This window comes from Ruegeria sp. R14_0, assembly GCF_017743975.1.
GTDB lineage: Bacteria > Pseudomonadota > Alphaproteobacteria > Rhodobacterales > Rhodobacteraceae > Ruegeria.
In genome coordinates, this window is sequence record NZ_JAGHRC010000010.1 from 55,208 (window position 1) to 77,468 (window position 22,261).

The 22,261-nt window shown below is 57.5% G+C and carries 23 protein-coding genes; 10 read left to right on the plus strand and 13 right to left on the minus strand.

Annotated features, from left to right (window positions below):
- Nucleotides 1–245: 245 nt before the first annotated feature.
- The 3 genes from J7416_RS20375 to J7416_RS20385 form a co-directional block, all read right to left on the minus strand.
- A complete protein-coding gene (locus tag J7416_RS20375; protein ID WP_348540297.1) occupies nt 246–551 on the minus strand; it encodes a metalloregulator ArsR/SmtB family transcription factor in 306 nt (101 codons plus the stop codon).
- Between the two features lie 300 nt (nt 552–851).
- Nucleotides 852–1,106 carry a hypothetical protein gene (locus J7416_RS20380; RefSeq protein ID WP_209227390.1) on the minus strand — a complete coding sequence of 85 codons (255 nt, stop codon included), beginning with the start codon at nt 1,104–1,106 and terminating at the stop codon, nt 852–854.
- Nucleotides 1,107–1,334: 228 nt separating this feature from the next.
- On the minus strand, nt 1,335–1,643 hold the full coding sequence (locus tag J7416_RS20385) for a hypothetical protein (protein ID WP_209227397.1): 309 nt from the start codon (nt 1,641–1,643) through the stop codon (nt 1,335–1,337).
- 721 nt (nt 1,644–2,364) lie between these two features.
- Between J7416_RS20385 and J7416_RS20390 the strand changes: the two genes are divergently transcribed.
- The 7 genes from J7416_RS20390 to J7416_RS20420 all read left to right on the plus strand — a co-directional run bounded on the left by J7416_RS20390 (nt 2,365) and on the right by J7416_RS20420 (nt 8,767).
- Nucleotides 2,365–2,736 carry a DUF3768 domain-containing protein gene (locus J7416_RS20390; RefSeq protein ID WP_209227399.1) on the plus strand — a complete coding sequence of 124 codons (372 nt, stop codon included), beginning with the start codon at nt 2,365–2,367 and terminating at the stop codon, nt 2,734–2,736.
- A 251-nt stretch (nt 2,737–2,987) separates the two neighbouring features.
- Nucleotides 2,988–4,850, plus strand: coding sequence for a ParB/RepB/Spo0J family partition protein (locus J7416_RS20395; RefSeq protein WP_209227401.1), 1,863 nt, complete (start codon nt 2,988–2,990; stop codon nt 4,848–4,850).
- A 175-nt stretch (nt 4,851–5,025) separates the two neighbouring features.
- Nucleotides 5,026–5,283, plus strand: a complete 258-nt coding sequence (gene vapB / locus J7416_RS20400; RefSeq protein WP_247744402.1) for a type II toxin-antitoxin system VapB family antitoxin — start codon at nt 5,026–5,028, stop codon at nt 5,281–5,283.
- Nucleotides 5,280–5,672, plus strand: a complete 393-nt coding sequence (locus J7416_RS20405) for a type II toxin-antitoxin system VapC family toxin (RefSeq protein WP_171724962.1) — start codon at nt 5,280–5,282, stop codon at nt 5,670–5,672. The genes vapB and J7416_RS20405 overlap by 4 nt, the downstream gene beginning before the upstream one ends.
- A complete protein-coding gene (locus J7416_RS20410; RefSeq protein WP_171724963.1) occupies nt 5,669–6,211 on the plus strand; it encodes a hypothetical protein in 543 nt (180 codons plus the stop codon). The genes J7416_RS20405 and J7416_RS20410 overlap by 4 nt, the downstream gene beginning before the upstream one ends.
- Before the next feature lie 460 nt (nt 6,212–6,671).
- Nucleotides 6,672–7,034, plus strand: coding sequence for a hypothetical protein (locus J7416_RS20415; protein ID WP_171724964.1), 363 nt, complete (start codon nt 6,672–6,674; stop codon nt 7,032–7,034).
- Nucleotides 7,035–7,900: 866 nt separating this feature from the next.
- Entirely contained in the window at nt 7,901–8,767 is an 867-nt protein-coding gene (locus J7416_RS20420; RefSeq protein WP_171724965.1) for a DUF932 domain-containing protein, read from the plus strand.
- A 255-nt stretch (nt 8,768–9,022) separates the two neighbouring features.
- Here the strand turns inward: J7416_RS20420 and J7416_RS20425 are convergent, their stop codons facing one another.
- The 3 genes from J7416_RS20425 to J7416_RS20435 are packed head-to-tail and all read right to left on the minus strand — an operon-like array spanning nt 9,023 to nt 10,480.
- The gene (locus J7416_RS20425) at nt 9,023–9,268 is read right to left on the minus strand and encodes a hypothetical protein (RefSeq protein WP_209227403.1); all 246 of its coding nucleotides are present in this window, start codon (nt 9,266–9,268) and stop codon (nt 9,023–9,025) included.
- Complete coding sequence (locus J7416_RS20430; protein WP_171724967.1) at nt 9,265–9,717, minus strand: hypothetical protein; 453 nt, start codon at nt 9,715–9,717, stop codon at nt 9,265–9,267. Before J7416_RS20430 ends, J7416_RS20425 begins: the two co-directional genes overlap by 4 nt.
- Nucleotides 9,704–10,480, minus strand: a complete 777-nt coding sequence (locus tag J7416_RS20435; RefSeq protein ID WP_256369031.1) for a ParA family protein — start codon at nt 10,478–10,480, stop codon at nt 9,704–9,706. Before J7416_RS20435 ends, J7416_RS20430 begins: the two co-directional genes overlap by 14 nt.
- 520 nt (nt 10,481–11,000) lie before the next feature.
- Between J7416_RS20435 and J7416_RS20440 the strand changes: the two genes are divergently transcribed.
- The 3 genes from J7416_RS20440 to J7416_RS20450 are packed head-to-tail and all read left to right on the plus strand — an operon-like array spanning nt 11,001 to nt 15,213.
- Nucleotides 11,001–11,447 carry a MobC family plasmid mobilization relaxosome protein gene (locus J7416_RS20440; RefSeq protein WP_171724969.1) on the plus strand — a complete coding sequence of 149 codons (447 nt, stop codon included), beginning with the start codon at nt 11,001–11,003 and terminating at the stop codon, nt 11,445–11,447.
- The gene (locus tag J7416_RS20445) at nt 11,444–14,239 is read left to right on the plus strand and encodes a relaxase/mobilization nuclease domain-containing protein (protein WP_171724970.1); all 2,796 of its coding nucleotides are present in this window, start codon (nt 11,444–11,446) and stop codon (nt 14,237–14,239) included. The genes J7416_RS20440 and J7416_RS20445 overlap by 4 nt, the downstream gene beginning before the upstream one ends.
- Complete coding sequence (locus J7416_RS20450) at nt 14,236–15,213, plus strand: ATPase, T2SS/T4P/T4SS family (protein ID WP_171724971.1); 978 nt, start codon at nt 14,236–14,238, stop codon at nt 15,211–15,213. The genes J7416_RS20445 and J7416_RS20450 overlap by 4 nt, the downstream gene beginning before the upstream one ends.
- Nucleotides 15,214–15,622: 409 nt before the next feature.
- On the opposite strand, the gene J7416_RS22865 is transcribed toward J7416_RS20450, so the two are convergent.
- The 7 genes from J7416_RS22865 to J7416_RS20485 all read right to left on the minus strand — a co-directional run bounded on the left by J7416_RS22865 (nt 15,623) and on the right by J7416_RS20485 (nt 22,259).
- Nucleotides 15,623–17,191 carry a mechanosensitive ion channel family protein gene (locus tag J7416_RS22865; RefSeq protein WP_209227405.1) on the minus strand — a complete coding sequence of 523 codons (1,569 nt, stop codon included), beginning with the start codon at nt 17,189–17,191 and terminating at the stop codon, nt 15,623–15,625.
- A 38-nt stretch (nt 17,192–17,229) separates the two neighbouring features.
- The gene (locus J7416_RS20460; protein WP_209227407.1) at nt 17,230–17,616 is read right to left on the minus strand and encodes a hypothetical protein; all 387 of its coding nucleotides are present in this window, start codon (nt 17,614–17,616) and stop codon (nt 17,230–17,232) included.
- A 66-nt stretch (nt 17,617–17,682) separates the two neighbouring features.
- A complete protein-coding gene (locus J7416_RS20465) occupies nt 17,683–17,976 on the minus strand; it encodes a hypothetical protein (RefSeq protein ID WP_209227409.1) in 294 nt (97 codons plus the stop codon).
- A 25-nt stretch (nt 17,977–18,001) separates the two neighbouring features.
- Nucleotides 18,002–19,072, minus strand: a complete 1,071-nt coding sequence (locus J7416_RS20470; RefSeq protein ID WP_209227411.1) for an AI-2E family transporter — start codon at nt 19,070–19,072, stop codon at nt 18,002–18,004.
- Between the two features lie 142 nt (nt 19,073–19,214).
- Complete coding sequence (locus J7416_RS20475) at nt 19,215–19,925, minus strand: hypothetical protein (RefSeq protein ID WP_209227413.1); 711 nt, start codon at nt 19,923–19,925, stop codon at nt 19,215–19,217.
- Between the two features lie 65 nt (nt 19,926–19,990).
- Nucleotides 19,991–20,575: a hypothetical protein gene (locus J7416_RS20480; protein WP_209227414.1), complete on the minus strand. Its 585-nt coding sequence runs from the start codon at nt 20,573–20,575 to the stop codon at nt 19,991–19,993.
- A 46-nt stretch (nt 20,576–20,621) separates the two neighbouring features.
- On the minus strand, nt 20,622–22,259 hold the full coding sequence (locus J7416_RS20485) for a hypothetical protein (RefSeq protein WP_209227416.1): 1,638 nt from the start codon (nt 22,257–22,259) through the stop codon (nt 20,622–20,624).
- Nucleotides 22,260–22,261 lie beyond the last annotated feature (2 nt).

A 22,261-nucleotide genomic window follows, 5' to 3' on the forward strand; every position in this document is an offset into this window, starting at 1 on the left:
TTGACCGTTGACGGACATGGTCAATCGTTTTTGTGGCCGTTGGCGGTAGCATATTGTATTTGATCTAGTCAGTTGAAATCGCTCAAAGGTCTCGCGCCCGAGTATTGAGGCCTCATCACCTGGTGAATGTCAACTTTCCGACCGCCAGGTAACAGACAGAAAAGTACTAGACGAATTTCTCTATTGCCCCGGCATCTACTTCTCACCCCTTGTTTCAAAAGGCACATTGCCATTCGATAGGCTGCCTATTCTTCGCCCTTTTCGTCACAGAATAACTCGTAGAGCACAGCAACAATCGCCAATACTCGTTGGTCGACTATCCTGTAGTAGATGTTCTTCCCGTCGCGCCGAGCGCCGATCAGCCCAGAGAGAGGAAGCCGAGACAACTGCTGCGAGGCAGCGGCCTGCCGCATGCTGAAAGTCTCTTCAATCTCTCCGACTGATTTCTCACCATGAAGAAGCAGGCACAATATCTTCAGACGGCCGTCATGCGCCATGGCTTTAAGAAAGTCGGTTGCTTCAAGAGCATTTTGGCTTAGATCAGCTTTCAAGCAGCGCACCATTGAGATTGTCAAATATTGATATCACAATTCGTAACAACTGTCTTGTTCTGGCTCAGTAATGGCAAGCGTTTGGTTGGAGTTGATAAGGCTGCCCTAACACCCACTTGCTGAGGCACCCAGTATGTTCGATTTTGCAATAGTTGGGTAAGATCTGCACAATGTGCATGCGTAGATTAAATAGGCAGCGTGCTTGCGCCCGTCAGTGCAAAGGGTGTTCCACGCATCCATGGCGCTTCTTACTTAATTTGCCCATAATGCAGGGTACAAGCAAAGAACTCTGACGGTACCCTAAGGTTTCTGGTCTTTTCCCATGAACCCCAGCGCGCCCTCATTGTTCAGGATATCGACAGCGGTATCCAATGCGTCTTGGTCGGAACTGAACTTATCGTCCCAAACATAGCTGGCGTCCCCTGCGTCGATCACTTCCAGTGTCCAGCTGCTCTGATTATCCAACCGATAGATTTCAATTTCAAAGCGAAACCCGTCGACAAGTACAGACTTACACTTGTCCGACATTATCAGTATTGGCTCGTCGATATTCATGACTGCGCTGCTCCAATCTTTTGAACGCAGACGATTTCATATCAGCAATACGCGTAGCTTGGCCAGTATCTGATGGGAGGGTGCGCGACGCACCAAACTCGTACCCCCTCAAGTAAATCAATAAACCCCCCAGGTACGCCGCGTTAGTCAGATACCGTACTGGTCGAGCTTTCTCAACGTAACAATTGTTTCGATGCTGTAATGAATCTACCGCTCCATTGGGTGCGCTCAGGGCTTGTTGCTATCGATCCAGCGGGACATCAGAGTGCGATCGCGAAAGCACTCGTCCGGAACCGGGCTGCGCTTGATCCGGGCGATACGCTCCGCGAAAGCCACCTGCTTCGAGCTTGGCCGGGTATCGCGAACGCGAGGTGCTGACCTCTGCGTGTCAATCCACTGGCTCATCGCGCGCCGATCTTGCTGGATTTCCCAAGGCAAAACGACGTTTTGTTGCTCCGCCAACTTGCGTGCATAGGTAAGTTGCTTGGCTGTTGCAGGCAGTGCTGTCTGTGTTTCTGAACTGGCAGATCCGGACATGTGGTCTTCCCTTTGGCAGCGTAGCTAAGGACTAGAACAAAAGGGGTTCAAAAGCAATCATATTGTGGGCTATTGGCATCAGTATACTAAATATGGTGTTTCTGCCGATAGAAGGTAACACGCGTGCTTTTGTTTTCTGATAAGACCACGCAAACGGTGAATTGGGACCCGCGCGGGGCGCGCGGTTCACATTGATCAATCGACAGGGCTGGGGATCGACGCGCCTCGCGCTCACCCCGGCCCTGACATTCTCATGATTGGCTGAGCAGACCGCGGGGCGGTCTGCTGCGCTTGTTTTCCCGAGCGTCGCGGGGCCGAAAATCTCTCGTATCTGATCCGGTCCAGGGGGAAGGCGCAAAGAGAGACCCGCGCCAGGGCGCGGCTCACATTTCTCTTTTTTGTGCGCCTCAAGCAGAACTCGTGAAAATCCCGGTTCCTCCCACGCGTAAACGCGCGGGTCCCTCCCAAATTTGCCCGATTTCAGCCTGACCCCCTCACCCTGGATCAGATCCGGATCTTTTCCATCGGCCCCCTCCTTCGCCGGGAAAAACGCGGGTGGGTGAGGGTGGCTGATGTCAGTCCAGCAGGCCGTTTCCTTGGCCTGCTGTGTTCACAACAAACAGCTCGCGGAGTTGGGAGGAACAGGAAAGGCTCCAGTGGAGCGTTTCCCCGACCAACCGGCCAGATCGGCCACCGCATCACCACGAAAGAGAGGTCTACCATGGCTGCAATCGCACAACAGACCGAGGAAACAGGTCAGGTCGATTATGCAATCATCGCTCAGCAAAATGACGCTTTCCGCAAGCGTCTGCCCGAGGGCGGGGAGGGGATCATCGTTCAGACCACCGCTATCGACAACATGGGTCCCGGCTTTGTTGCAGAATGCCTGAACCAGATCGTCACCTATGACGGTTTCAACGAGGACAACGACCCCTACGGCACCCACGAGATGGGGTTCATGGACATCATGGGTCACAAGGTCTGTTTCAAAATCGATCTGTACGACGAGACCTATCAGTATGGGACACCGGCCCCCGCCGATTTGAGCAAGACGCGCCGCGTCCTGACCATCCTTTTCCTCAGCGATTATTGAGTTCGGTCCCGGCCATGGGGTCGGGGCTGGATGCGCAACCTGCGCAGGAAAGGAGGTGAGTACATGAACCCATACACCATTGAGCGTCAACGCAAGTTGGCTTGGAAGAACCTCAAGAAGGGCGGCCTCTCCGGCAAGATCGCCCGCGCCTTCTTGAAACATCACGGAGCCGCCTAAGCGGCCTCGCTCTACCCCGAGAGGGGTAGGGCACCCTTACCACGAAACTTCACAATGAGAAAAGGGTTACCCCTATGACCAAGCAAACCAAGATCACTGTAACCGAGGCCCGCTTTCCGCTGGCATCGCTGACACTTTCCCCGATCAACCCGCGTCAGACCGTACCGGAGGCCGAGATTGCTGAACTGGCAGAGTCCATCTGGACCGTTGGCCTGATCCAGAGTATCGCCGGTCTGGCCGACGACAAGGGCGGCGCTGAAATCGTCGCTGGTGGGCGTCGCCTGCGCGCACTGCAATATCTGGCTGAACAGCACGACGACCTTGCCAGCACCCGCCCCGAACTGGCGAACCCGCTGGTGATGATCGCACCAGATGTTGAAACGGCGCAGACATGGGCGACTGCAGAGAACATCACCCGTAAGAACCTGTCACCTGCCGAAGAAATCCGCGCCTATGGCAAGATGGACAAGGCCGGTGCGCCCGCCGCTGGCATCGCGCGCGCCTTTGCCGTGACCGAGGGGCATGTTTACAAACGCTTGAAACTGGCGGGCCTGCCGGAACAGGTGATCGACGCACTTGCTTCCACGGAAATCAACCTTGGCGAAGCTGCTGCGTTTACGATCTGCGATGATACCGACCTGATTTTGCAAGTGCTGGAACAGGCCCGGAAAGGTCACCTGTCGGAATACCAGATTAAGAACATGCTGAAACCGGATGCGGTCAGCGCATCGGATCGACGGGCAATATATGTTGGCCTGGACGCCTACAAGGAGGCCGGTGGACGTGTGTCTGGCGACCTCTTTGCCGATAAGACCTTGCTGGACGATGAGGCAATCCTTGACCAGTGCTTTGCCGACAAGCTGGCCGTGGCCGCGCGCACGATCCGGCAGGAACAAGGTTGGAAATGGGCTGAGGTTGTCAAGGATAGCCATTTTGGAGGCTATGATATCGACCAGATGAAATGCGCCCGCATCTATGCCGAGCAAGGCCAACTGACCGAGGGACAGGCAGAGCGTTATGACGAACTGGCCGAGCTTGCAGAGGCCGAAGTGCTGGACGAGGCAGGCGAAGCCGAATTGCAGGCGCTGCAAACCATTCTGGACGGAGCATATACAGACGTTCAGAAGGACTGCGCCGGGATCATCCTGCATGTCACCAACTCCGGTGAGTTGAGCGTGATCGAAGGGCTGGTGAAGCCAGAGGGCAAAGAGGCGGCGATTGCCGCCGGTGTGTTGGCCGCATCGAAGCACAAGACGCCCGATGTCACTGAGACGTCCAGTAAGCCGCGCATGTCTCAGGCGCTGATTGATGATCTGGCCCGCGTGGTGACAGGTGCGCGCCAACATGCGGCGGTCAACGATCCCGACCTGCTCCTTGCCCTGCTGGCCTTTCAGGTTTCAGGTGGGGCGAAATACAGCAATCCCATCGGCCTGAATGCAAGTGATGTGCCAAATTGGCCGACCACCGAGGACAGCGGATACGCGCTGGATGAACGCCTGACGACATCAACCGAATGGGACGGTGATGCCTTTGACCGCGATCTGGCGAAGGCGTTCCACAAGTTTCGCAAGAAAGGAGACGACCACGTTCAGGCTGAGTTGATCCGGCATCTGGCGGGTTTGCTGAGCGGCGGCGACAAAAAGCTGAAAGCCCTGATCGACAAAGAGGTCAAGACCGACATTCGCGCGGTCTGGACACCGACCTTTGAGAACTTCTTTAGCCGTATCGCTGGGCCATACCTCAATGACATCTGGAAAACCGTTCTTGGTCTCAAAGAGGGCAACTATCAGGTCAACACTTTCGAAAGTCTCAAGGTTGGCGAGAAGCGCAAGAAGCTGGATGCGCTGTTCAACGACCCGGAGACCCGCGAGGCGATGAAGTTGAGCAAGGCGGTCGAGAAGCGGATCGCCACATGGCTGCCCGAAGGCATGGTCTGAGCACCGCAGGTGGGGCGCGCAAGCGCCCTGCCACACCGGACATATTCTACCGAGCGATAACAGGTTGAAAGTAGACGCGGAATCCCGCCCATGATGCCTAAGCTTCATTCAGTGCCAGCTTGAAAGCAATACGTGAATGATATATATTAATGATAGATACCATATGGAGGCAGCAATGCCAGATGCAGCGGTTGCAAAAGTGTTCATGACCGGCCGGTCTCAGGCGGTTCGGTTGCCGAAAGAATTCCGGTTCAAGACCGATGAAGTGCGGATCAGGGCCGAAGGCTCAAAGGTCATTCTTGAACCCATCGAAAACGATTGGGAGTGGTTGGACGAGTTGCACAAGCTGGGTCCGCTTGATGAGGATGCGGCGCGGGCTGCCGAGGAAGATGTTCCGTCGCAAGACCGCCCGGAACTGGATGTGTTCAAGTGAAATACCTGCTCGACACCAACGCCGTCATTGGCATCATCGCTGGCAATCGCGACCTGATTGACCGCTTGTCTGAGCATGTGCCTAGTGATTTCGGCGTTCCCTCTGTCGTTATGTATGAACTCTATTGGGGCGCATACAAAAGCGCGAAGGTTGCTGAGAATGTGGCGCGTGTGGAAGCGCTCCGTTTCGAGGTGCTTGACCTGTCAGCCACCGATGCGAAAGCCGCTGGTCTGATCCGCGCTGATCTGTACAAGAAAGGCACGCCCATTGGGGCATATGACCTTCTGATCGCGGGGCAGGCGGTTTCGCGCTCCCTGACGCTCATCACCAATAACGTCAAAGAGTTTCGCAGGGTTGAAAATCTGATCTATGAGGACTGGCAATCATGACCAAAGTCACCACGCCAACCGCCGCAGAGAGCGCAATCCGCCGCGTGTGGAAATCTGCGCAGATGTATATCGCGTTCCACAAGGACCAGAAAAAGCGAAAACGCGAGGAGCCGAAGCTTTGGCCTCCAAAGAACGGCAGCGCGTCCTTGCATGATGATATCGCTGAGCAGGAGGCCATCGTTGTCGTCAAAGCAGCTGATGCTGAAGACACCCAGGATGTGCAAATCAAACTGCATCCCAGCCGGATCGTTGTGCGCCGTGATGCCGATAAATGGTGGCAGGGTGTTGCGATGGGCGATCATTCTGTGACCGTCCGCATGGCCGATAACACGATCATTGAAATCCGGCATGACGGTTCGGTCAAACGCCGGTCCGCCGACGATGAAACCCATGTTGAAGCAGATGGCAGTATTTTCAAATGGACCCCGCACGCAGAGTCAACGATGACCGGTGATGGGATCGAAATGTCCCGCCGTACCGACGATCGCATTGCGGCCATCACGCATGACGGCGTTGTCGATCGGGCACGCAAGCGCTAATCTGACTTCAATACCTCGAGACTTTCCTTCGGTTAGACTTGTGGCCCGCATCGTCGGGCCATTCTTTTGTCATTGTGCTAGCGTCGATGTTCCTCTGGTGTCGCTTGGCTGTGACGGCCGCTATTGCGTCCGATGCAACCCCGAACCGTGGCGCTAGAACACCTGCAGCCCTCCGCCTCCGCTGGCAGGAAAGGGCGACTTGCGCCACCCCGCACTGTCGCAATCTCCTGCAAGTCAATCCATTTCAGGAAGGCCACCAGCTCGCGGAACTGAGCAACGCGCATGTGATGGATCGACTTGGTTTCGCCGCCATCAGATGTGGATCGGTGTTCAAGCCTTTCGCTCGCAGCCGCCCCTGTAGTTCGTGCCGTTTCACTGGTCTGACAGTCTTCACTCCGTTGCCAATGAAGATCCTCGCTCCCCGTGTTTCTTCAAGATGAACATATGCAAGCAGTCGGGTTTGGCGCTGCTGATCTGGCAACAGATCAACAGCTTCAACGGCTATTTTCCGCAGCCGGGCAAGCCCGGCTTTGCATCGCGAAACAAAATAGCCGCTGACATCCCCTCAGTGCTCGCAAAAGCCATGTTCATCGAAACACTCAAAAGCGAGGATCTGAAAATGGCAACTCAAACTCTGAAACTGAACGTCAAAGCCGGTGAAAAAGATGGCACAAACTACTGGGACCGCTGCGGGGTTCTCTTCGTAAACACCGACGACGTTTCTGGCGAAATCAAGTCGATCACCGTCAAACACAGTATGTTCCCCAGTGTTGAAATGGTGGCCTTCCCAAAACGGAATGACGAGGACGGTGTAACCGAATAACCAAAGGGCAGGGCGGCGCAAGCCGCCCTTTTCTGTGCTCCGGCTTCTGGTCGGCATCAAGATCATCTGGAGGTGATCTTGATGCTATCACCGGAGAGAAGTGCCGGAATATGATAGGCGACGCATCAATTGTAACGCTTGATAGCCTGATCGCGTCGGGCAGTCTTGGGCAGGTTTTTTCCAAGTAACTGAGTGGCCGGGAGTCAGCATAGTGATCAGGGCAAATCACGCGCCTTCAGCGCGTGACCGCGTGCTTGGCTCCAGCCGGACCTACCGGCTTACGCCCCGAACCAGACATGCCCATTCTCCCTGCGGCCCGAGGGCTGTGAAACCTGTCTCATCCGAGCCAGCTTTCACCGCAGCCGCAAGTCGCCTGATCACGTCCGTTTCGGCCCTTCGGGTGACGCCCGTTCGCTTCGCCTTTTGCTAGGGCCACGCTCGATAGACATCGAGCAAAACGCAGACCGACAAGCGGACTGCGATGCTTGTTTTCCCGGGCGTCGCGGGGCCGAAAAGCTCTCGTATCTGATCCGGTCCAGGGGGAAGGCGCAACGGGAGACCCGCGCCCTGGCGCGGCTCACATTTCTCATTCCCATGCGCCTCAAGCAGAAAAACGGCTTTCACGCGCAGAGCGCGCAAACCTTCCGTTTTTCAGCCTGACCCCCAGTCCTCCAATCAGATCCGGATCTTTTCCATCGGCCCCCCTCCTTCGCCGGGAAAAACGCGGAGGGGCGAGGGTGGCTGATGTCAGTCCAGCAGGCGTTCGGGTGAAGCCCTCACCCTTGGCCTGCTGTGTTCACAACAAGCAGCAAGCGGACAGGTCGGGCGCAGATCGGCCACCGCATCACCACAGAGGAATATTCCTGATGACTTACAATCGTTACATGCGGGGCATGTCATGCGGCGGACTGGTGACAGGGGAGGCGCTGACCAACGACCAGCTGCGCCAAGCTGTCCCGTCTATTTTTGCAACCGAAGGTCACGAGAGCCGCTCTGACCGCTTTGTACCGGTCCCGACCGTAAACGTTCTGGACGGGCTGCGGAAAGAAGGGTTTGACCCGTTCTTTGCCCAGCAGGCGAACACCCGTGTTCCGGGCAAGGCCGCGTTTACCAAGCACATGCTGCGGCTTCGTCACCGCTCGATCACCAACAGCGACGGCGAGTCCTTCGAAATTGTACTGGTCAACGCCAATGACGGGACCAGCAGCTATCAGATGATCCCCGGCTATTTCCGGTTTGTCTGCGCCAATGGCTTGATGGTGGGCGATACCTTTAACGAGGTGAAGGTGCGGCACTCGGGAAACGCGGTGTCCGAAGTCATTGAAGGCGCGTTTACCGTTTTGGACGATGCCGAAGACATCACGGAGCAGGTGCAAGACTTCAAGGCCATCACCGTGAACGACGCGGAACGGAAGATTTTGGCCGAAGCCGCACACCAGTTGCGTTTTCCTGAAGCGGCCAAAGAAGATGGAAAACCCGCGCCGATTGATGCGTCACGGTTGCTCAGCACGCGCCGCAACGCAGACCGCTCGGCTGATCTGTGGACCGCGTTCAACGTGGTTCAGGAAAATGTCATCCGAGGCGGGATTTATGGGCGTGTCCGCACAGCCGATGGTCGGACCCGCCGTCAGAGGACCCGTGCCGTTGCCGGGATCGACCAGAACAAAGCGCTCAATCGCGCGCTTTGGACGCTGACCGAGAAAATGGCCGAATTGAAAGGGGGTGGCGCATGAGCGCCCCCTTTTTCCTGGCTTGCTCATTTCTCACAACAAGCATTGACCCAAGAGTTTAGAATGTCCTCTCCGCTGGTGGGGCTGAGGGCTATCCAGTCGGGTCAATTTCAACCTTGGGCGAAATTGACCTGACCGAAGCAGGCTGTAAGCAGAGACACCGAATATCTCAGCGTCAGCCTGTGGGTAGTCCTCGGCCAGCGCTGCCCTGGCCGCCAGCGTGACATTGGAGGTTTGTCGCGACGGAACAAAACGCGATCAATGTACCTCTTTTTCTTGCATCGTTGTTCTGATCATCTTGGCAATTTCTTTGTCGTTTTCCAGCATCACTTGCCGGAACAGACTTCCGATATTCACACTCGCACGCAGCGGCGGCGGCACATCTTCCAGCAGGTCCAGAAATTCCTTTTCTACCTCACCGCCTTCAAGGGCTGATACCTGAAACCGGATCGGAGTCCGCACGACGCTCTTGGTTTCATTTGTTGCTTTTTTGCGCTTGCTCATTGTGCATCCCCGTTCAGGTTGTTCCGGATCATAGCCGCAATGGCGGCATCGTTGCCCTGCAGGACCTCTTTGAAAAAGGCTCCAAGGTTAAAGTTCTTCTGGAAGGCGGCAGGTATGTTGCCGCGGACCTCTTCCAGGGCCGCCGCAATCTCACTGCCGTCTGATGTGGAAATCTGAACCCTGATCGGTTGCCCTGCGGCACTTAGGTTTTCGGGCTGGGCAGGTTCTTTCTGCTTTGGTTTCGCAGGGGCCGGATTTAACCGTTTTGGTTTTGCGGTCGGTGTCGCGTCTGCCACCGGTTCTGTCTTCACCCCTTTGGCAGACTCAGGTTCCGGCTTTGGGCCAGTTGCAGTTTCACCCTGTTCCCGCTTGCTAAGATCCGTCACGGTCGGCGCGATGTCGGATGCAGGTCCGTTCAGCAGGCTATCGATGCTCTTAGGCCGGGACATGCTGCACCTCGCTTTCCTTCAGAGCATTTAGGACATAGTCAGCATTGCTCAGCGCCTTTTGGCAGCGATCCGCCATGCGGCGGGCGTTCGACCTAGCTGACTGCGTATCCGCCTGTTCCATGGCTTCTTCAGCGAAGCCCATCAGCCTCCCGATCGTTGTCCCCGCCCTAAGCGCGTCGTCCATCGCGGCGGAATCGGCAATGCCACTGATGCAGGTAAACTGCTTTTCCAAAGCCTGTTTGCCCTTCTGGATACCGGCTGACTGCGCAACAGACTGTCGGGTGAACATAATCCGAAACTTCTCTTTCGGGTCTGCGGTGCTGCCGATTTGCTGCATCGCCGCCTCACACGATCTGTATGTGACCAGGATTGGCTTGTATTCTGCCGATGATCCATCAGACGGGCACAGCACCATATCGGCCACGGCCATCGCCATTGCAGCCGTCATGCTAGGTTCGCCTTTGGTGTCGATCAGCAGGTAGTCAAAGCCTCCCGCCTTTTCTGCCTCAAGAATGTGGGCATAAGCGAGTTTGGCATTCTCCGCATCTTCCTTGGCAAACTGCCCGGCCTCGATCAGAAGTTCATCTGCGGGGATCGGGTCCAACCCGTTGTTCGGAATCAACCATTCCGATAGTGTGCCTTGGGAATCCAGATCGAGGATACGGACATGTTTGCCCTGATGGTGCAAAGCAGAAGCGAAGGCGACGAGCATGGAAGATTTCCCAGCTCCGCCTTTGGAGTTTACAGCGGCATAGATTTTCAATTTGGTCTCCGGGTCTGCGCCCGAAAGCCACGCCGCGCAGCGGCGTGCTACAACCGGGCTCGCGATTGCAAGTTATCGCGCGACCCGTCACCCGCGCTGACACAGACGCTATTGCTTTTCTAAGCAATACTCAACCGTCTATAACCAGGAATGCCAAAAGGGTATTGCCAACAGACGTTTGCTACATGCCAGATGGTTGGCGATTATCAGGCATATGGAACTTGCCAATGGTCTGGTGACATGTGCCATCTGGCAAAGCCCGCCAGCCAGACGGCGACAGCGTAATGGCATTTGCCACGGATCGGACGCCAAACGGATTTTGGTTAGTGGTAGGCGTCAAGCCGTCGTGGCTCCCGCTACGGACCGTCTACATCCTACGCTTACTTTGCGGGATAATACAGATTGTGCTATCGACAATCTGATAGACTTGCAGTCGGCTATCAATTCAACTTACACTTGAAACAGCATACGCGCGGTCTGACGGGGCCACGCACGATTTCTGATCGTGGAGAAAGCCCCGATGCCACCTGGCGTACCTAAATCAGTCACGACAACCATGCGCTTTGATGAGGACGAATTGACGTTCCTCAAACAACGCAGCAAGGCCATGCAGTTGCGCAGTGTGACTGGATTGGTGCGTGTCTGTATCCGCATTGCCTTTGGTATTCCGTCGAAAGAAGAGTTCCGAACACAGCAATTCAAAGAGCACCTGGCTCAGTTGGTCGGCATGGCGAACAACCTCAACCAGATGACCCGTGCCGCAAATGCCGGGAAGTTCCGGCTCAACAAACGCACCGAAGAACAGATCGAGGACATGAAAGTAGAGGTTCGGGAATTACGCCGTCTGATCGAGGACTATTCCGACGCCGCCCATCAGCGGTCTTTTACCCGTGCATTAGAGATCGAGCGGCTTGCGGAAAAACAGCGCGCGGCGCGTGTATCACCAAAGGCGAAGGTTAGATCATGACCAGCCTGACCACGGCATATGACCCGGCCTGGGAGGCGCTCTTTGGAGAGTTTCAGCTTATCCCGAACCTAAAGCCGCGCCCTGGTCAAAACCCCGCGCGGTCGCGGCGTCGGTCACCGCAACGGCAGAGCTCGTCAGGTGGCGCGGCTGGCATGATTGCCAATGCGCTTCTGACCAATCAGGCGGTGGTCAAGATTGTCCGAGGTGGCGGTGTCACGGCATCCGGCCGTCTGGGCGGCCAGCTGTCTTACATCACGCGCAAGGGCACCGTCGAAATGGAACGAGGCGATACCGGCGAGTTGACGCATGGGATGGAGGGTCTGCGCGACGTCCAGGACGAATGGGCGAAGGATTGGGCCCGAATGGACGCGCGGGTCACGAACTACAGCTATCACGTCATCCTGTCCTACCCCAAGGACACAGACCGGGAGGCGGCGAAGCAGGCCGCGCGCAGTTTCGGCGCGCGTCTGACGAATGGCGAATACGGCGACCGCTACAAATATGTGATGGCCCATCACGACGATACCGGCCATCCGCATACACACCTGGTGATCAGCCGGGCAGGGGCGTCTGGCAAGACCCTTCAGATCAGCCGCTACGGGATCACAACGCAAGATCTGCGAGAGCTGCAGGTTGAGACCGCTCGGGACGTCGGCATTGTTCTGACCGCGACCAGCCGGTTCAGCCGCAACCTGCGCCCGGAACGCGAAAGCAGCGCGCGGGTTCATGCAAGGCGCGACGGCCGGGATCTGCGCGAGCGGCCGGCCCCAGAGCAGCGCAGAGGTTTTCCGTTTTTTGGCATCGGCCGACAGCAAGTCGCCGCGCCGGACCAGCTGCAGGTCATGAGCGATCAACGCAATGCAGACTATGCCGCCCTTGGCGAAACACTCCGGTCGCATCACGCCGGTTTTGAGCAGGGCATTTTCACAACCCAATACCCAGGGCGTGCCGAGACCCTGGGGGCCTTTAGCAAAGCTGTACTCGGCGCAGCATCAATCCTGGTGACGGACGGGGTTCTCAGATCAGAGGAAATCGACATGAATCAACAAGTCGCCAACCAGATGGACCCGGCACAGGCCCCCGCCATTGATAGGGAGATGAAGGCCATTGGAACCGATGTCCGTGAGTTTATCACAGGCATGGACGCCAAGGCCGAAGCCATGCAGGACGAGGACAAGCGCAGTCAGACAGAGGCCGCGATTTCACGGGTCCTGCGGGACTACGAGCCGCTTATGGATGAAGAGACCAAGACGTTCTTTGGCAAGCGGCTGGAACGGGATGATGAGGTTGAGGTCGGCCGCGATGATGTTGATCCGACACGCCAGCGCCGGGAAGCTGAACGGGATGCAGCAGATCCAACGCGCACCAAGCCCATCGGACAGGAGCGTGCTGGCTCAGATGGTCGGGAGCGTGCCGATGCAAACGACCCGCGCGCTGCTGCCACCAAGGCTGTGCTGAAGGATGCCGACAGGCAAGTGGCCGAGCGGTTCGAAGCGATGGGCATCAATGGCGATCTGGTCTTGTCGCGTATCCGCAATGGCGCCGATGTAGACCGGCAAACGCGCGAGAATTGGTTCGAAAGGGATGTGCGGACATTGGCCAACGCGCATTCGCTCAGCGAGAACCAGGCGCGGATCGACATGAAGGCCGCGTATAAAGATGCTTCTGAGACCTACCGCGATGCCCGTGGCGAGATCCGTGACATCAACCGCGCCTTTGCAGAAGGCAGGGGAGACGACTTCCTGCAAGAAAAGATCAAGACCGGCGTTCAGACCGAAATCCAGACCATGAAGGGGCAGGGTTTTGATCGAGCCGCGATCGGTGGACGTTTGCTTGAGATTGAGGATCGGGTGCAGGAGCGTGTGACAGGCCGCGCATCGGATCGTGATGAGGGTGGCGCACGCCCGGGCTCAAAACGGCAAGGGCAGGCACCAGATGCAAAAGCTGTTAGCTCTGCCCCGCAACGTCCCGATCTGGACGCAGGTGTGCGGGGGCAAATCATCGGTACTGGTGACGCGCTCTTCAAAGAAGACGACAAAGACAGCCTGTCGCCTTATGTCGATCTGAAAGTGGACGGCCGGGACAAACCCTTCCGCGTCTGGGGCGTCGATCTACCTGACATGATGCAGCGTGAAAATCTCAACATCGGTGACACCGCCACACTTGCCCATGACGGTTACAAGAGAGTGACAGTGACCAAGAGCGATCCAAAGACCGGCGAAGAGAAGACCATCGAGGCAAACCGCCGCGCCTGGAAAGCAACTGACATCGAGCGCGCACCGCGTGAGGAACAACGCGGACTTGAGCCACTACAAGAGGCTGCGCGTATCAAAAGGGATGCGCCCCAAGACCGGCCCGAAGGAAAAGGCCAGCAGGACCGCACCGTTCGGCAGGAGGTCACCGTTGAAACCGGCGTCACGGGTGTCATCGTCGATGCCAAAGAGGCTCTGGTGCGCCCCGATGATCCAAACACCAAGTCGTTCTATGTGGATATGAAGGTCGAGGGCAAAGACGAACCGGAACGGATCTGGGGCACCGCTCTGCAAGACCAGATGGCACGGAACAACATCTCGGTTGGTGACAAAGCCACGTTCGTCAAAGCGGGCAAAGAAGAAGTCACCCGGTCACGCCGGAACCACGAGACCGACGAACCGGAGCGCGTCAATGTCACCCGCACGGCCTGGGATGTGAAAAACGTCGATCGGCAGATTGACCGTGATCCGGTGGTGCAAGAGCAACGGCGTCGGGAACGGGAAGAACGCGCCAAGGGCGACCGGAGCGTGAGCCGATGAGCCGTCATCTCGAAAGTACGTTGAATCGGGTGTTCGGAGAGCAATTGCTCTCCGATCCTCTCCTGTCTGAAATCGTTCTGAACCCGGACGGTCGGGTCTGGATTGAGCGCAGCGGCGAGCCCGCCATGCGTCTGCAGGACGAGCCGATGGGTGAGGATGATGCAGAGGCGCTCGCACATGACCTGGCCGGTGAAAATCCCATTTCCAGCAAAACGCCGCTGGCCGGATCGCAGTTTGAAATCGACGGGTCATTGTGGCGGGCGCAGGTCGCGGTCAAACCTGCTGTTGAGGCTGGCGTTGCGTTTGCCTTGCGCCGGGCCGTGGCAAAACAACTTTCGCTCGATGATCTGATGCAGGGATTGCCGGATCTGGGCGCCAACATGGATGATCTGAAGGCTGGCGTTGATCCCGCCGATGAGGCTGTGTTCGATGCCTACGAGAACAAAGGTTTTGGTGATTTTCTGTGCGCGGCGGTCAAGGCCAAATGGAACATCCTGTTGTCGGGCGGGACATCCTCCGGCAAAACGACCTGGTTGCGCGCCTGTCTTGGTGAAGTCGACCATTCCGAGCGGATCGTGACCATTGAAGACGTGCTGGAAATTCGGCCCAGCCAGCCCAATGCGGTTTCTCTGGTGGTCAACAAGAACGCATCGAGCAGCGATCTCTTGAAAGCCTGTCTGCGATTCCGACCGGAGCGGATCATCATGGGGGAGCTGCGCGGAGCGGAAGCCTATGATTTTCTGTCGGCCATCAACTCGGGTCATCCGGGCGGGATTTCCACCTTGCACGCAGCATCACCGGAATCCGCCCTGTCGCGCCTGGCTCTGATGGTCCTGCAGGCGGATACCGGCCTGACCTATTCCGAGATTCTCGAATACTGCCGCTCGATGATCGATGTGATTGTGCAGTTTCGGAAAGCCGGGGATCAGAGGCGACCAGTGGCCGTCAGAGTGCTCAGGGAGAAAGCGGGATAGGTTTTTGAACGCCCGATGAGGAAGTGGCCGAAAGAGGTTTTTGCGGTCGCGCAGATCGTCCGCAAGGCCAAGCCGACGTTCAAGCATCCTGCGGAGAATGGCCGCAAGGAGCCCTTAGCGGAAGTGTCAATTTCTCGCTGCGAGCGCGCGCAGCATAGTTATCGCTCATCTGCGGGGATTTTCACGCTGCGGCGCAACATCCAAACTGGACATTTGTTCGTCGTTCAGAATAGCCGGGAACAACAATGGATACGCAGCGATGCAGCCGTCTGCCATGTTGGACGTACCCGAATAATGATGATGATGCATTGGTTTGGCGGGAGAACGGCCTCACGCATGCAAAAAAAGTGCAAAGACCATCCCTCCTGCAGTTGTTTAGATCACCCGAAACACTGCAGAAAGCGTCCGCTCAAGCAACAGTTCCTTGTGGGCCAGTATGAGACGACATCTGCACCCGTTGCGGCGGAAAGGCGAAGGTGGAGCCAGATGCCGATACTGTTTCCAGCAGGAAGAAGATCAGCTTCTCTTGTGCGGTCAGAAAGGCCACATAGTCGACGGCCTTCACATAGCAAAATATCTCCACGTCCAGTGACGTGCGGGTTAGTGCGATCAGGTTCACGCGAGCCCCGGTCGAGATGTTGTTTGAAGTCGCCAGTTTGCTCCGAATGTCGCTGATGATCCGCTGCACTTGCTCGGCGGACGTGTCGCAGCGCAGCGACAGCTTTGGGTTGAACAAGAACTGATCCCGGACGGCGTAGTTCTCGATCTGCATTGACGCAAAGGTCCCGTTTGGAACCGTGACGATAGTGCGCGCGGGCGTTCTGATCTTGGTGGAGCGGATGCCGATATCTTCGACCGTTCCGGAGATGTCGCCGAACTTGCAAAAGTCGCCGACTTCAACGGGTCGATCTGCGACGACGTTGACGGATCCTACGAGATTTTCGACCGTCTTTTGCGCACCCAGTGCGAGAGCAAGCCCGCCGATGCCAAGGGCTGCGATGGTCGTTGTGACATCGAAGCCGAGGATTTCCAGCACTTGCACCGTCAGCACCGCAAGGATGATCGCTTTGACCATTTTGCGTAGCAGGATCAGTGCCGCCAAGGACGAACGGTGCTGGTCAGGTTGCAGCGCAGACCGCAACACGTCGGCGACCAGATCGACAAGCTTCAGGCACAAAACGGCGACGGCCAGCCAAAGGATCGTGACTGCAATCCAGTCGGTTGCCCCGCGTGCCACCACCTGCACGCCGATCAGGATCACGACCTCTCGGTACAGCATCACGGCGATGACAACGCCGAGCGGGGTCAGGATGGAACCGACATCTAGGGGTGCGCCGCCTGCCAGTTTCGATGCCAGAACCCAGGTGATTGCCCGAAGCAGGGCCTTTGCCAGTAACCGACCAAGTGCCGCCCCGATGAGTGCCACCAGTACCATCGCGAGCCAGTGTCCGATGGGGACCGTCAGTACGTGGTAGGATTTCAGATCGTCCGGTAGGATTTTGTTGAGCAAGCTTTCCCGGGCGATTTGGTGTAGCGCTGGCAGCTCCGCAATTGTTGCTTGTGAGAATAGCCAGATGAAGCGTCCGTCCGTCTTGGCGACGCGTTGCAGGGTTAGCGGGACTTGTATGCGTCCGCTTTGCAGTGCGCCGACTTCTTCGAGATCCGCGCTCATCTCGTCGCTGAGGTTGCCTTCGGGGCTGGATGAGATTTCGTCGGTGAGGAAGAAATACCCGCCGTCGTCGAGGAGCTGCTTGAGGCGCATGGCGCTGCGTGTAGCGTCCGCCGCTGATAAATCGCTGGTGTCGAGGAAAAGCGCCGCTTTCTCAAGATCAGCTTCGCGCATTGCTTTGAGGTATCCGTCCACCGTGCCACGCGGGGAGATGCGTCCGTAGGGGTCGGAGGCGACGGTGGTTGACGTCGCCGCCTCGTTGGTTTGGGTCATGCTTTGTGTGGGCAACAGGGTCGCCCATATGGCCACCAGCAGGATCCCTATTGTCTTCCTTATCATCGACAACACTACTTCGCCGATCCCGCAAAGCTGGCCAGCGCCGTCAGATAGTCGCCCTTGAAAAGCGCAGAGGTGCCTGTCTCTAGGCGTTTGAACCCGTTTTCAAGGTCGGCCAGTTCAGCGGAAATTTCGCCCACGAGCGTTTGTTCGACGTTGTCGAGCACGCGCGCCTCTGCAGGGGGTTGGAGCCGGGATGCGGCGGCGATGGCAAGGGCCGCACTGATCAGGAGAAGCAGCCCGGACAGTAGCGCCCCTGCGATGATGCCGAATTCTGCGGCCAGCAGCGAGAAAAGGCAGAACATCAACAGCCCGATGCCACCGAGCGCGAGAAGCAGGGCGAATGCCACGATGGTGACCTGCTTGGCGCCATGCTGGACCGCGATCCTGAGACGCATCGATTTGATGCGCCCCAGAAGGGCGAGGCGACGGAATGTGGTTGAATGAACCATCTGCCCACCGCCCTAAGTGCGTCGCACGAGAAGCGAGGCGATGAAGCCAATCGCAAACGCCGTTGCGACCGATTGCATGGGGTGATGGGCGATTTCGGATTTCAGTTCCTCCTGGCCCATCTTCATAGTTTTTTCGACATTTTTTTTCATCGCGCGTACCTCGGCTTTCATCGTGTCGTTTTCGGTGGCGAGGCGGGTCAGCAGGTCTGTGACCTCGTCCGACAGTGATGTGTCACCATTGGTGGGAAGCTGTGCGGCCTCTTGTGCGAGAGTTTCGACTTTGGTGGCGGTGGAATGCTTTGACATTTGCGTCTCCGGTTCTGGTTTGGGTTCAGGTGATTTCGCCATTTTCCGATAGGGCGATGGCGATGGGTCGAGTGGATCGGAACTCGGAAAAGATGATCATTCCGATCACGGTGATGGGCACGCACAGGAACATGCCTGCGACGCCCCAGATGAAGCCCCAGATCGACAGCGCAAGGATGACGACGAGGGGGCTGAGGTTGACGGAACTGCCGACGAAACGCGGCTCGACGATGTTGCCGATCACAAGGTGGGCGGTGCCGACACCAGCGACGACGATCAGGAATGGTGTCAGCGTGGGAAACTGCACCAGCGCGAGAGCCGCCGGGAAAATTCCGCTGACGATGCCACCGACGACTGGGATGAAATTCAGGATGAAGACGAGGAACGCCCAGAACCCGGCAAAATCAACACCGGCAATCTCAAGGGCGATCCAGACCATGCCTGCCATTGCGGCGCTCGTCAGGCTTTTGGTGAATAGATAGGTGCGCACGCGCTGGCCGATCTCGGCGAAGACTGCGCTGATCTTGGCGTGCCGATCATCGTTAGCGGCCATCGCGCGGATTTTCTTGCCAATGAACTGTTGCTCGGCCAGCAGGAAGGCGATGTAAAGCACGACCGTGCCGATCCCGCCCGCGACCCCTGCCGCACCATTGGCCAGGGACAACAGGACTGCGTCAAAGTCGAATGCATCAATGGCTGCGGTCAGTTCTGCGAAGGCCTTAAGCCCGATCAGCCCGGAAAGCTTGCCGGTCAGCACATCGATATTTGCAAGATAGGTGGGCGCGCGCTCGACCATTGCGGCGGCGTTGGAGGCCACAACCTCGGCCACGCCAACGCAGATTGCGATCACGATCAGGATGGCCGCAGCCACCGCGCCAAGGCCGGGTTCACCGTCGTTGCCCGCAAGCCGGGCCAAACGGCGGGCGAAGGCATTGATGATGAACCACAGCAGGACCGCCATGGCGAAGGGCACCAGCACCGACTTTCCAGCCATCAAGGCGAAGACTGTCATCAGGACCAGCCCCATAGCCAAAGTCGCGTTCAGCAATGTGTGTGTCTGGGTCTGGTCGGGTGCGGGAATGGCGAAGGTTTGCATGGTCGATCCTCGGTTGTTGGTGGTCCCCCCGCTGCACGTGACGGGGAGGGCGCGGCGTGCGGGGGGACAGTGGGGACGTGGAAACGTGGGAGTGCGTTACCGTGACCGACCTTGCGTCAACTGGCCGGCGCACAGGAGTGAGTCACCGTGAAGCCTTGGTGCGTACCATGTTGCGTCGCCCGAGAAAGGCCGCACAGATGGCAATCACCATGATCAGGTTGAACGCAGTTTCCGGCAGGTCGTCATGCACCGCTTGCAGCAGCAGTTGCAGCCCGATCAGCATCAGGAAGGTGTAGATAATGATCTTGATCTCGGGGTGATCCGACAGGAAGCCTGCGATCTGGCGGACGAATAGAAATCGGATCACAGAAGAAACGGCGAGGATCACTGCCGCCCCGAACAGCACTTTGGTCATGTCCGCGACTGCAATCACCGTATCAATCGACAGCACCGTGTTGACGACAGACATCTGCAAAAGGACCGTCCCGAATGCGGCCTTCGCCACAGCCCTCTCGGCATTGTCACCGCCGTCGTCGCCATCAAAGAAGGCGAAGAGGTCTTTGGCGCTGGAGTAGAACAGAAAGGCACCGGCACCCAGAAGGGCCACCGTTTGCGGTGTGACGTCAAAGCCCTGGATCGTGAACAGCACCTCTTTGCCCGTTGCGATGTAGAATGCGACCAGGACAAGCAGGAAGCGTGCGATGTATTCAGCGACCAAGCCCCATAAGATCAGGCGGTTTTGGTCCTTTTCGCTGCGCCCTTGAATGGACGAGGTCATGTAGAGCGCGTTATCGACATCAAGCGTGGTCGCAACCAGCCCGAGCCACAGGAAGTGCGGAAGTTGGTCAAGCATTGGGACATCCTTTGTATGAAATGATGTCCCGACCCTGCCGGAATGCGCCTGCGCGCATCAGTCGTTCACCGTGAAGTCCCCTGCGCCTTTAGGCAGTTGTTGGGCAGGAAATTGCCGGAGACCTCGAAGTCGTGACAGGTGATGAAACGGTAATGATACGTGCCAATCGCGTAGCCTGCCGCGACCGTGGCGAGGCAAATGCCAAGGATCGCAGACCGCAGCTTGGGCTGCTTCAACTGGTCGATATCCGGAATTGCCACCATGATCAGGACAAGCAGCAGATAAGGCAGCGATAGCCCGACCACCACAAGCGCCAATGCCCATTCGAACCAACCCGTGCTGGCGATGTCGAGCGATGGGTTCTCGCTGAAGTAAAGCCACGCCATCAGGATCGTGGGCATCAGCAGAACGAAGCGCCCGCGCCATGATATCAGGCCGGGCAAGCCATCGACTGGTGGGACAAAAAGGCTGGCGATCATGGCGACGGTTGCCGCGACCCAGACATAGAACAGGTGTTCGAAAAAGATCGTGCCGAAGACACCGTAAAAGAAGGCGATGCCGAAAACGCTGGTGGATATCGCGATCGACGACAGCATAAAGGCGCGGGTCTCTGCCTCGCGCTCTTCCGAGATTTGCGGATCGGTTGGCATGTGCGGCTCCCTTTGTGTTGAGGTTGCCTGCATCATGCAGCCTCGGTCAGCTCACGGTGAGTGAGTCACGGTGTCCGGGAACATGGCCCGGATCCTGCATCCCCGCTTTGTGCCACCCGTTGAACAGGTGATCGACTTCTGACGGCCCGAAGTTCCAGATCTTCAACATATCGCGTGTGATCACATCGGTGCCCGGCAGACGGATCTGTGCCCGTTGCATGTACGTTTGCGCCTCCGCGGACTTGCCCAGTTGGGCATAGACCATGGCGCGGATGAGATCGCCCCAGAAATCAGAGCCGAGGTTTGAACCCTCAATCACGTCGCGGGCCGCGTCGTAGTCATTATTTAGGTAATACAGCACAGCAATCGTCGCCTTGTACCAGCCCGGCGCATCCGGGCTGAGATCCATCGCTTTTTGCAGATAGGTCAGCCCAAGGTCGCGTTGGCCCGCATACCCGACGCAGACCCCATAGTCGGCTAGCAAGTCGGGGTAATTAGGGTTCAGCAAAAGCGCCTGTTTGGCGACTGATTTGAACGCCGACAATTCGTTGCGGTGAAAGTGGGTCATGAACAACGCGTGGTGCCCGGAGGCATCCTTCGGGTCCGTTTCCACGGCCTTTTTGGCCGCCGCCAGCGCCCGATCGAGGGGCGGTTCGTTGCGGTCGCGCGCAAAGCCAAACCGGACCTCGTCACCATAGAGAATGGCCAGCATCGCCCAAGCCCCGGAGTAGTTGGGGTCGAGACCCACAGCGCGTTCAAGGTGCTTAATCGTGGTGATATGCGTTTCGCGGGACGGATTGCGCCAGTATTCGCTGGCCAACAAACGCGCTTGATAGGCATCCAGATTGTCCGTCGCAGCCTTGCGATAGGCGGCCCCCGTTTTGTGAATGACGCCATGCGGCTCTGCGATTTCGGCGGCGATCTGCGATGCGATGGCCTCCTGTATGTCAAAGAGGCTTTGCGCGCTCATATCGTCGTCGTAGGTCTCGCTCAGCATGTGGGCGCCGGTTTCGGTATCGATCAGCTGTGATGTGACGCGCAGTTGGTCTTTCCAACGGCGCACGCTGCCTTCCAATATATATCGCACGCCCAGCTCGTTCCCGATCTCACGCGCGTCGCCTTTGCTGTCCTTATAGCGGAACGTTGAATGGCGCGCGGCAACGCGGAACTCCCGAAACCGGGACAGGGCGTTGAGGATTTCCTCGGTGAAGCCGTCTGCGAGGAACTCCTGATCCGGGCTGCCGCTGAGGTTATCGAAAGGCATCACCGCGATGCTGTAGCGCGACTGAGCGTTATCGGTGTACTTTGCATTGTCGGAGCTTGTGTCAGGGTCAAAGGCCACCTGGAAGACCGGCACGTATGATCCCTTTGGGACCAGAATGCGCAGCGGATCTTCCGCCCCATCCGTCGCATAGTATAGGTCCAGCCTGCTGCGCAATTTGCTGGCTTGCACCCGGACAATGGTGTCGATGGCCGGGTCGAAATCGTCGGGTTTGTCAAAGACGTCCAGACCGATGGAATAGCCTTTCAAGGCGTCGTCGTTTCCCGACAGGGTTTGATGGACGAGGTACGTCAGAAAGCGGGCCAGTCGCGTTGTTTCAACAAACTGGCGGCTTGCAAGAACGCGGTCCAATTGCTGCTGAACGACGCCCGGTTCTAACGGCGTGGATGCAAGAGCGGTCATAT

Coding starts and splice junctions, on each gene's coding strand:
- J7416_RS20380 (WP_209227390.1), bottom strand. CDS start 1,106: ATGAATATCGACGAGCCAATACTGATAATGTCGGACAAGTGTAAGTCT.
- J7416_RS20385 (WP_209227397.1), bottom strand. CDS start 1,643: ATGTCCGGATCTGCCAGTTCAGAAACACAGACAGCACTGCCTGCAACA.
- J7416_RS20390 (WP_209227399.1), top strand. CDS start 2,365: ATGGCTGCAATCGCACAACAGACCGAGGAAACAGGTCAGGTCGATTAT.
- J7416_RS20395 (WP_209227401.1), top strand. CDS start 2,988: ATGACCAAGCAAACCAAGATCACTGTAACCGAGGCCCGCTTTCCGCTG.
- vapB (WP_247744402.1), top strand. CDS start 5,026: ATGCCAGATGCAGCGGTTGCAAAAGTGTTCATGACCGGCCGGTCTCAG.
- J7416_RS20410 (WP_171724963.1), top strand. CDS start 5,669: ATGACCAAAGTCACCACGCCAACCGCCGCAGAGAGCGCAATCCGCCGC.
- J7416_RS20420 (WP_171724965.1), top strand. CDS start 7,901: ATGACTTACAATCGTTACATGCGGGGCATGTCATGCGGCGGACTGGTG.
- J7416_RS20425 (WP_209227403.1), bottom strand. CDS start 9,268: ATGAGCAAGCGCAAAAAAGCAACAAATGAAACCAAGAGCGTCGTGCGG.
- J7416_RS20430 (WP_171724967.1), bottom strand. CDS start 9,717: ATGTCCCGGCCTAAGAGCATCGATAGCCTGCTGAACGGACCTGCATCC.
- J7416_RS20440 (WP_171724969.1), top strand. CDS start 11,001: ATGCCACCTGGCGTACCTAAATCAGTCACGACAACCATGCGCTTTGAT.
- J7416_RS20445 (WP_171724970.1), top strand. CDS start 11,444: ATGACCAGCCTGACCACGGCATATGACCCGGCCTGGGAGGCGCTCTTT.
- J7416_RS20450 (WP_171724971.1), top strand. CDS start 14,236: ATGAGCCGTCATCTCGAAAGTACGTTGAATCGGGTGTTCGGAGAGCAA.
- J7416_RS20460 (WP_209227407.1), bottom strand. CDS start 17,616: ATGCGTCTCAGGATCGCGGTCCAGCATGGCGCCAAGCAGGTCACCATC.
- J7416_RS20465 (WP_209227409.1), bottom strand. CDS start 17,976: ATGTCAAAGCATTCCACCGCCACCAAAGTCGAAACTCTCGCACAAGAG.
- J7416_RS20470 (WP_209227411.1), bottom strand. CDS start 19,072: ATGCAAACCTTCGCCATTCCCGCACCCGACCAGACCCAGACACACACA.
- J7416_RS20475 (WP_209227413.1), bottom strand. CDS start 19,925: ATGCTTGACCAACTTCCGCACTTCCTGTGGCTCGGGCTGGTTGCGACC.
- J7416_RS20480 (WP_209227414.1), bottom strand. CDS start 20,575: ATGCCAACCGATCCGCAAATCTCGGAAGAGCGCGAGGCAGAGACCCGC.
- J7416_RS20485 (WP_209227416.1), bottom strand. CDS start 22,259: ATGACCGCTCTTGCATCCACGCCGTTAGAACCGGGCGTCGTTCAGCAG.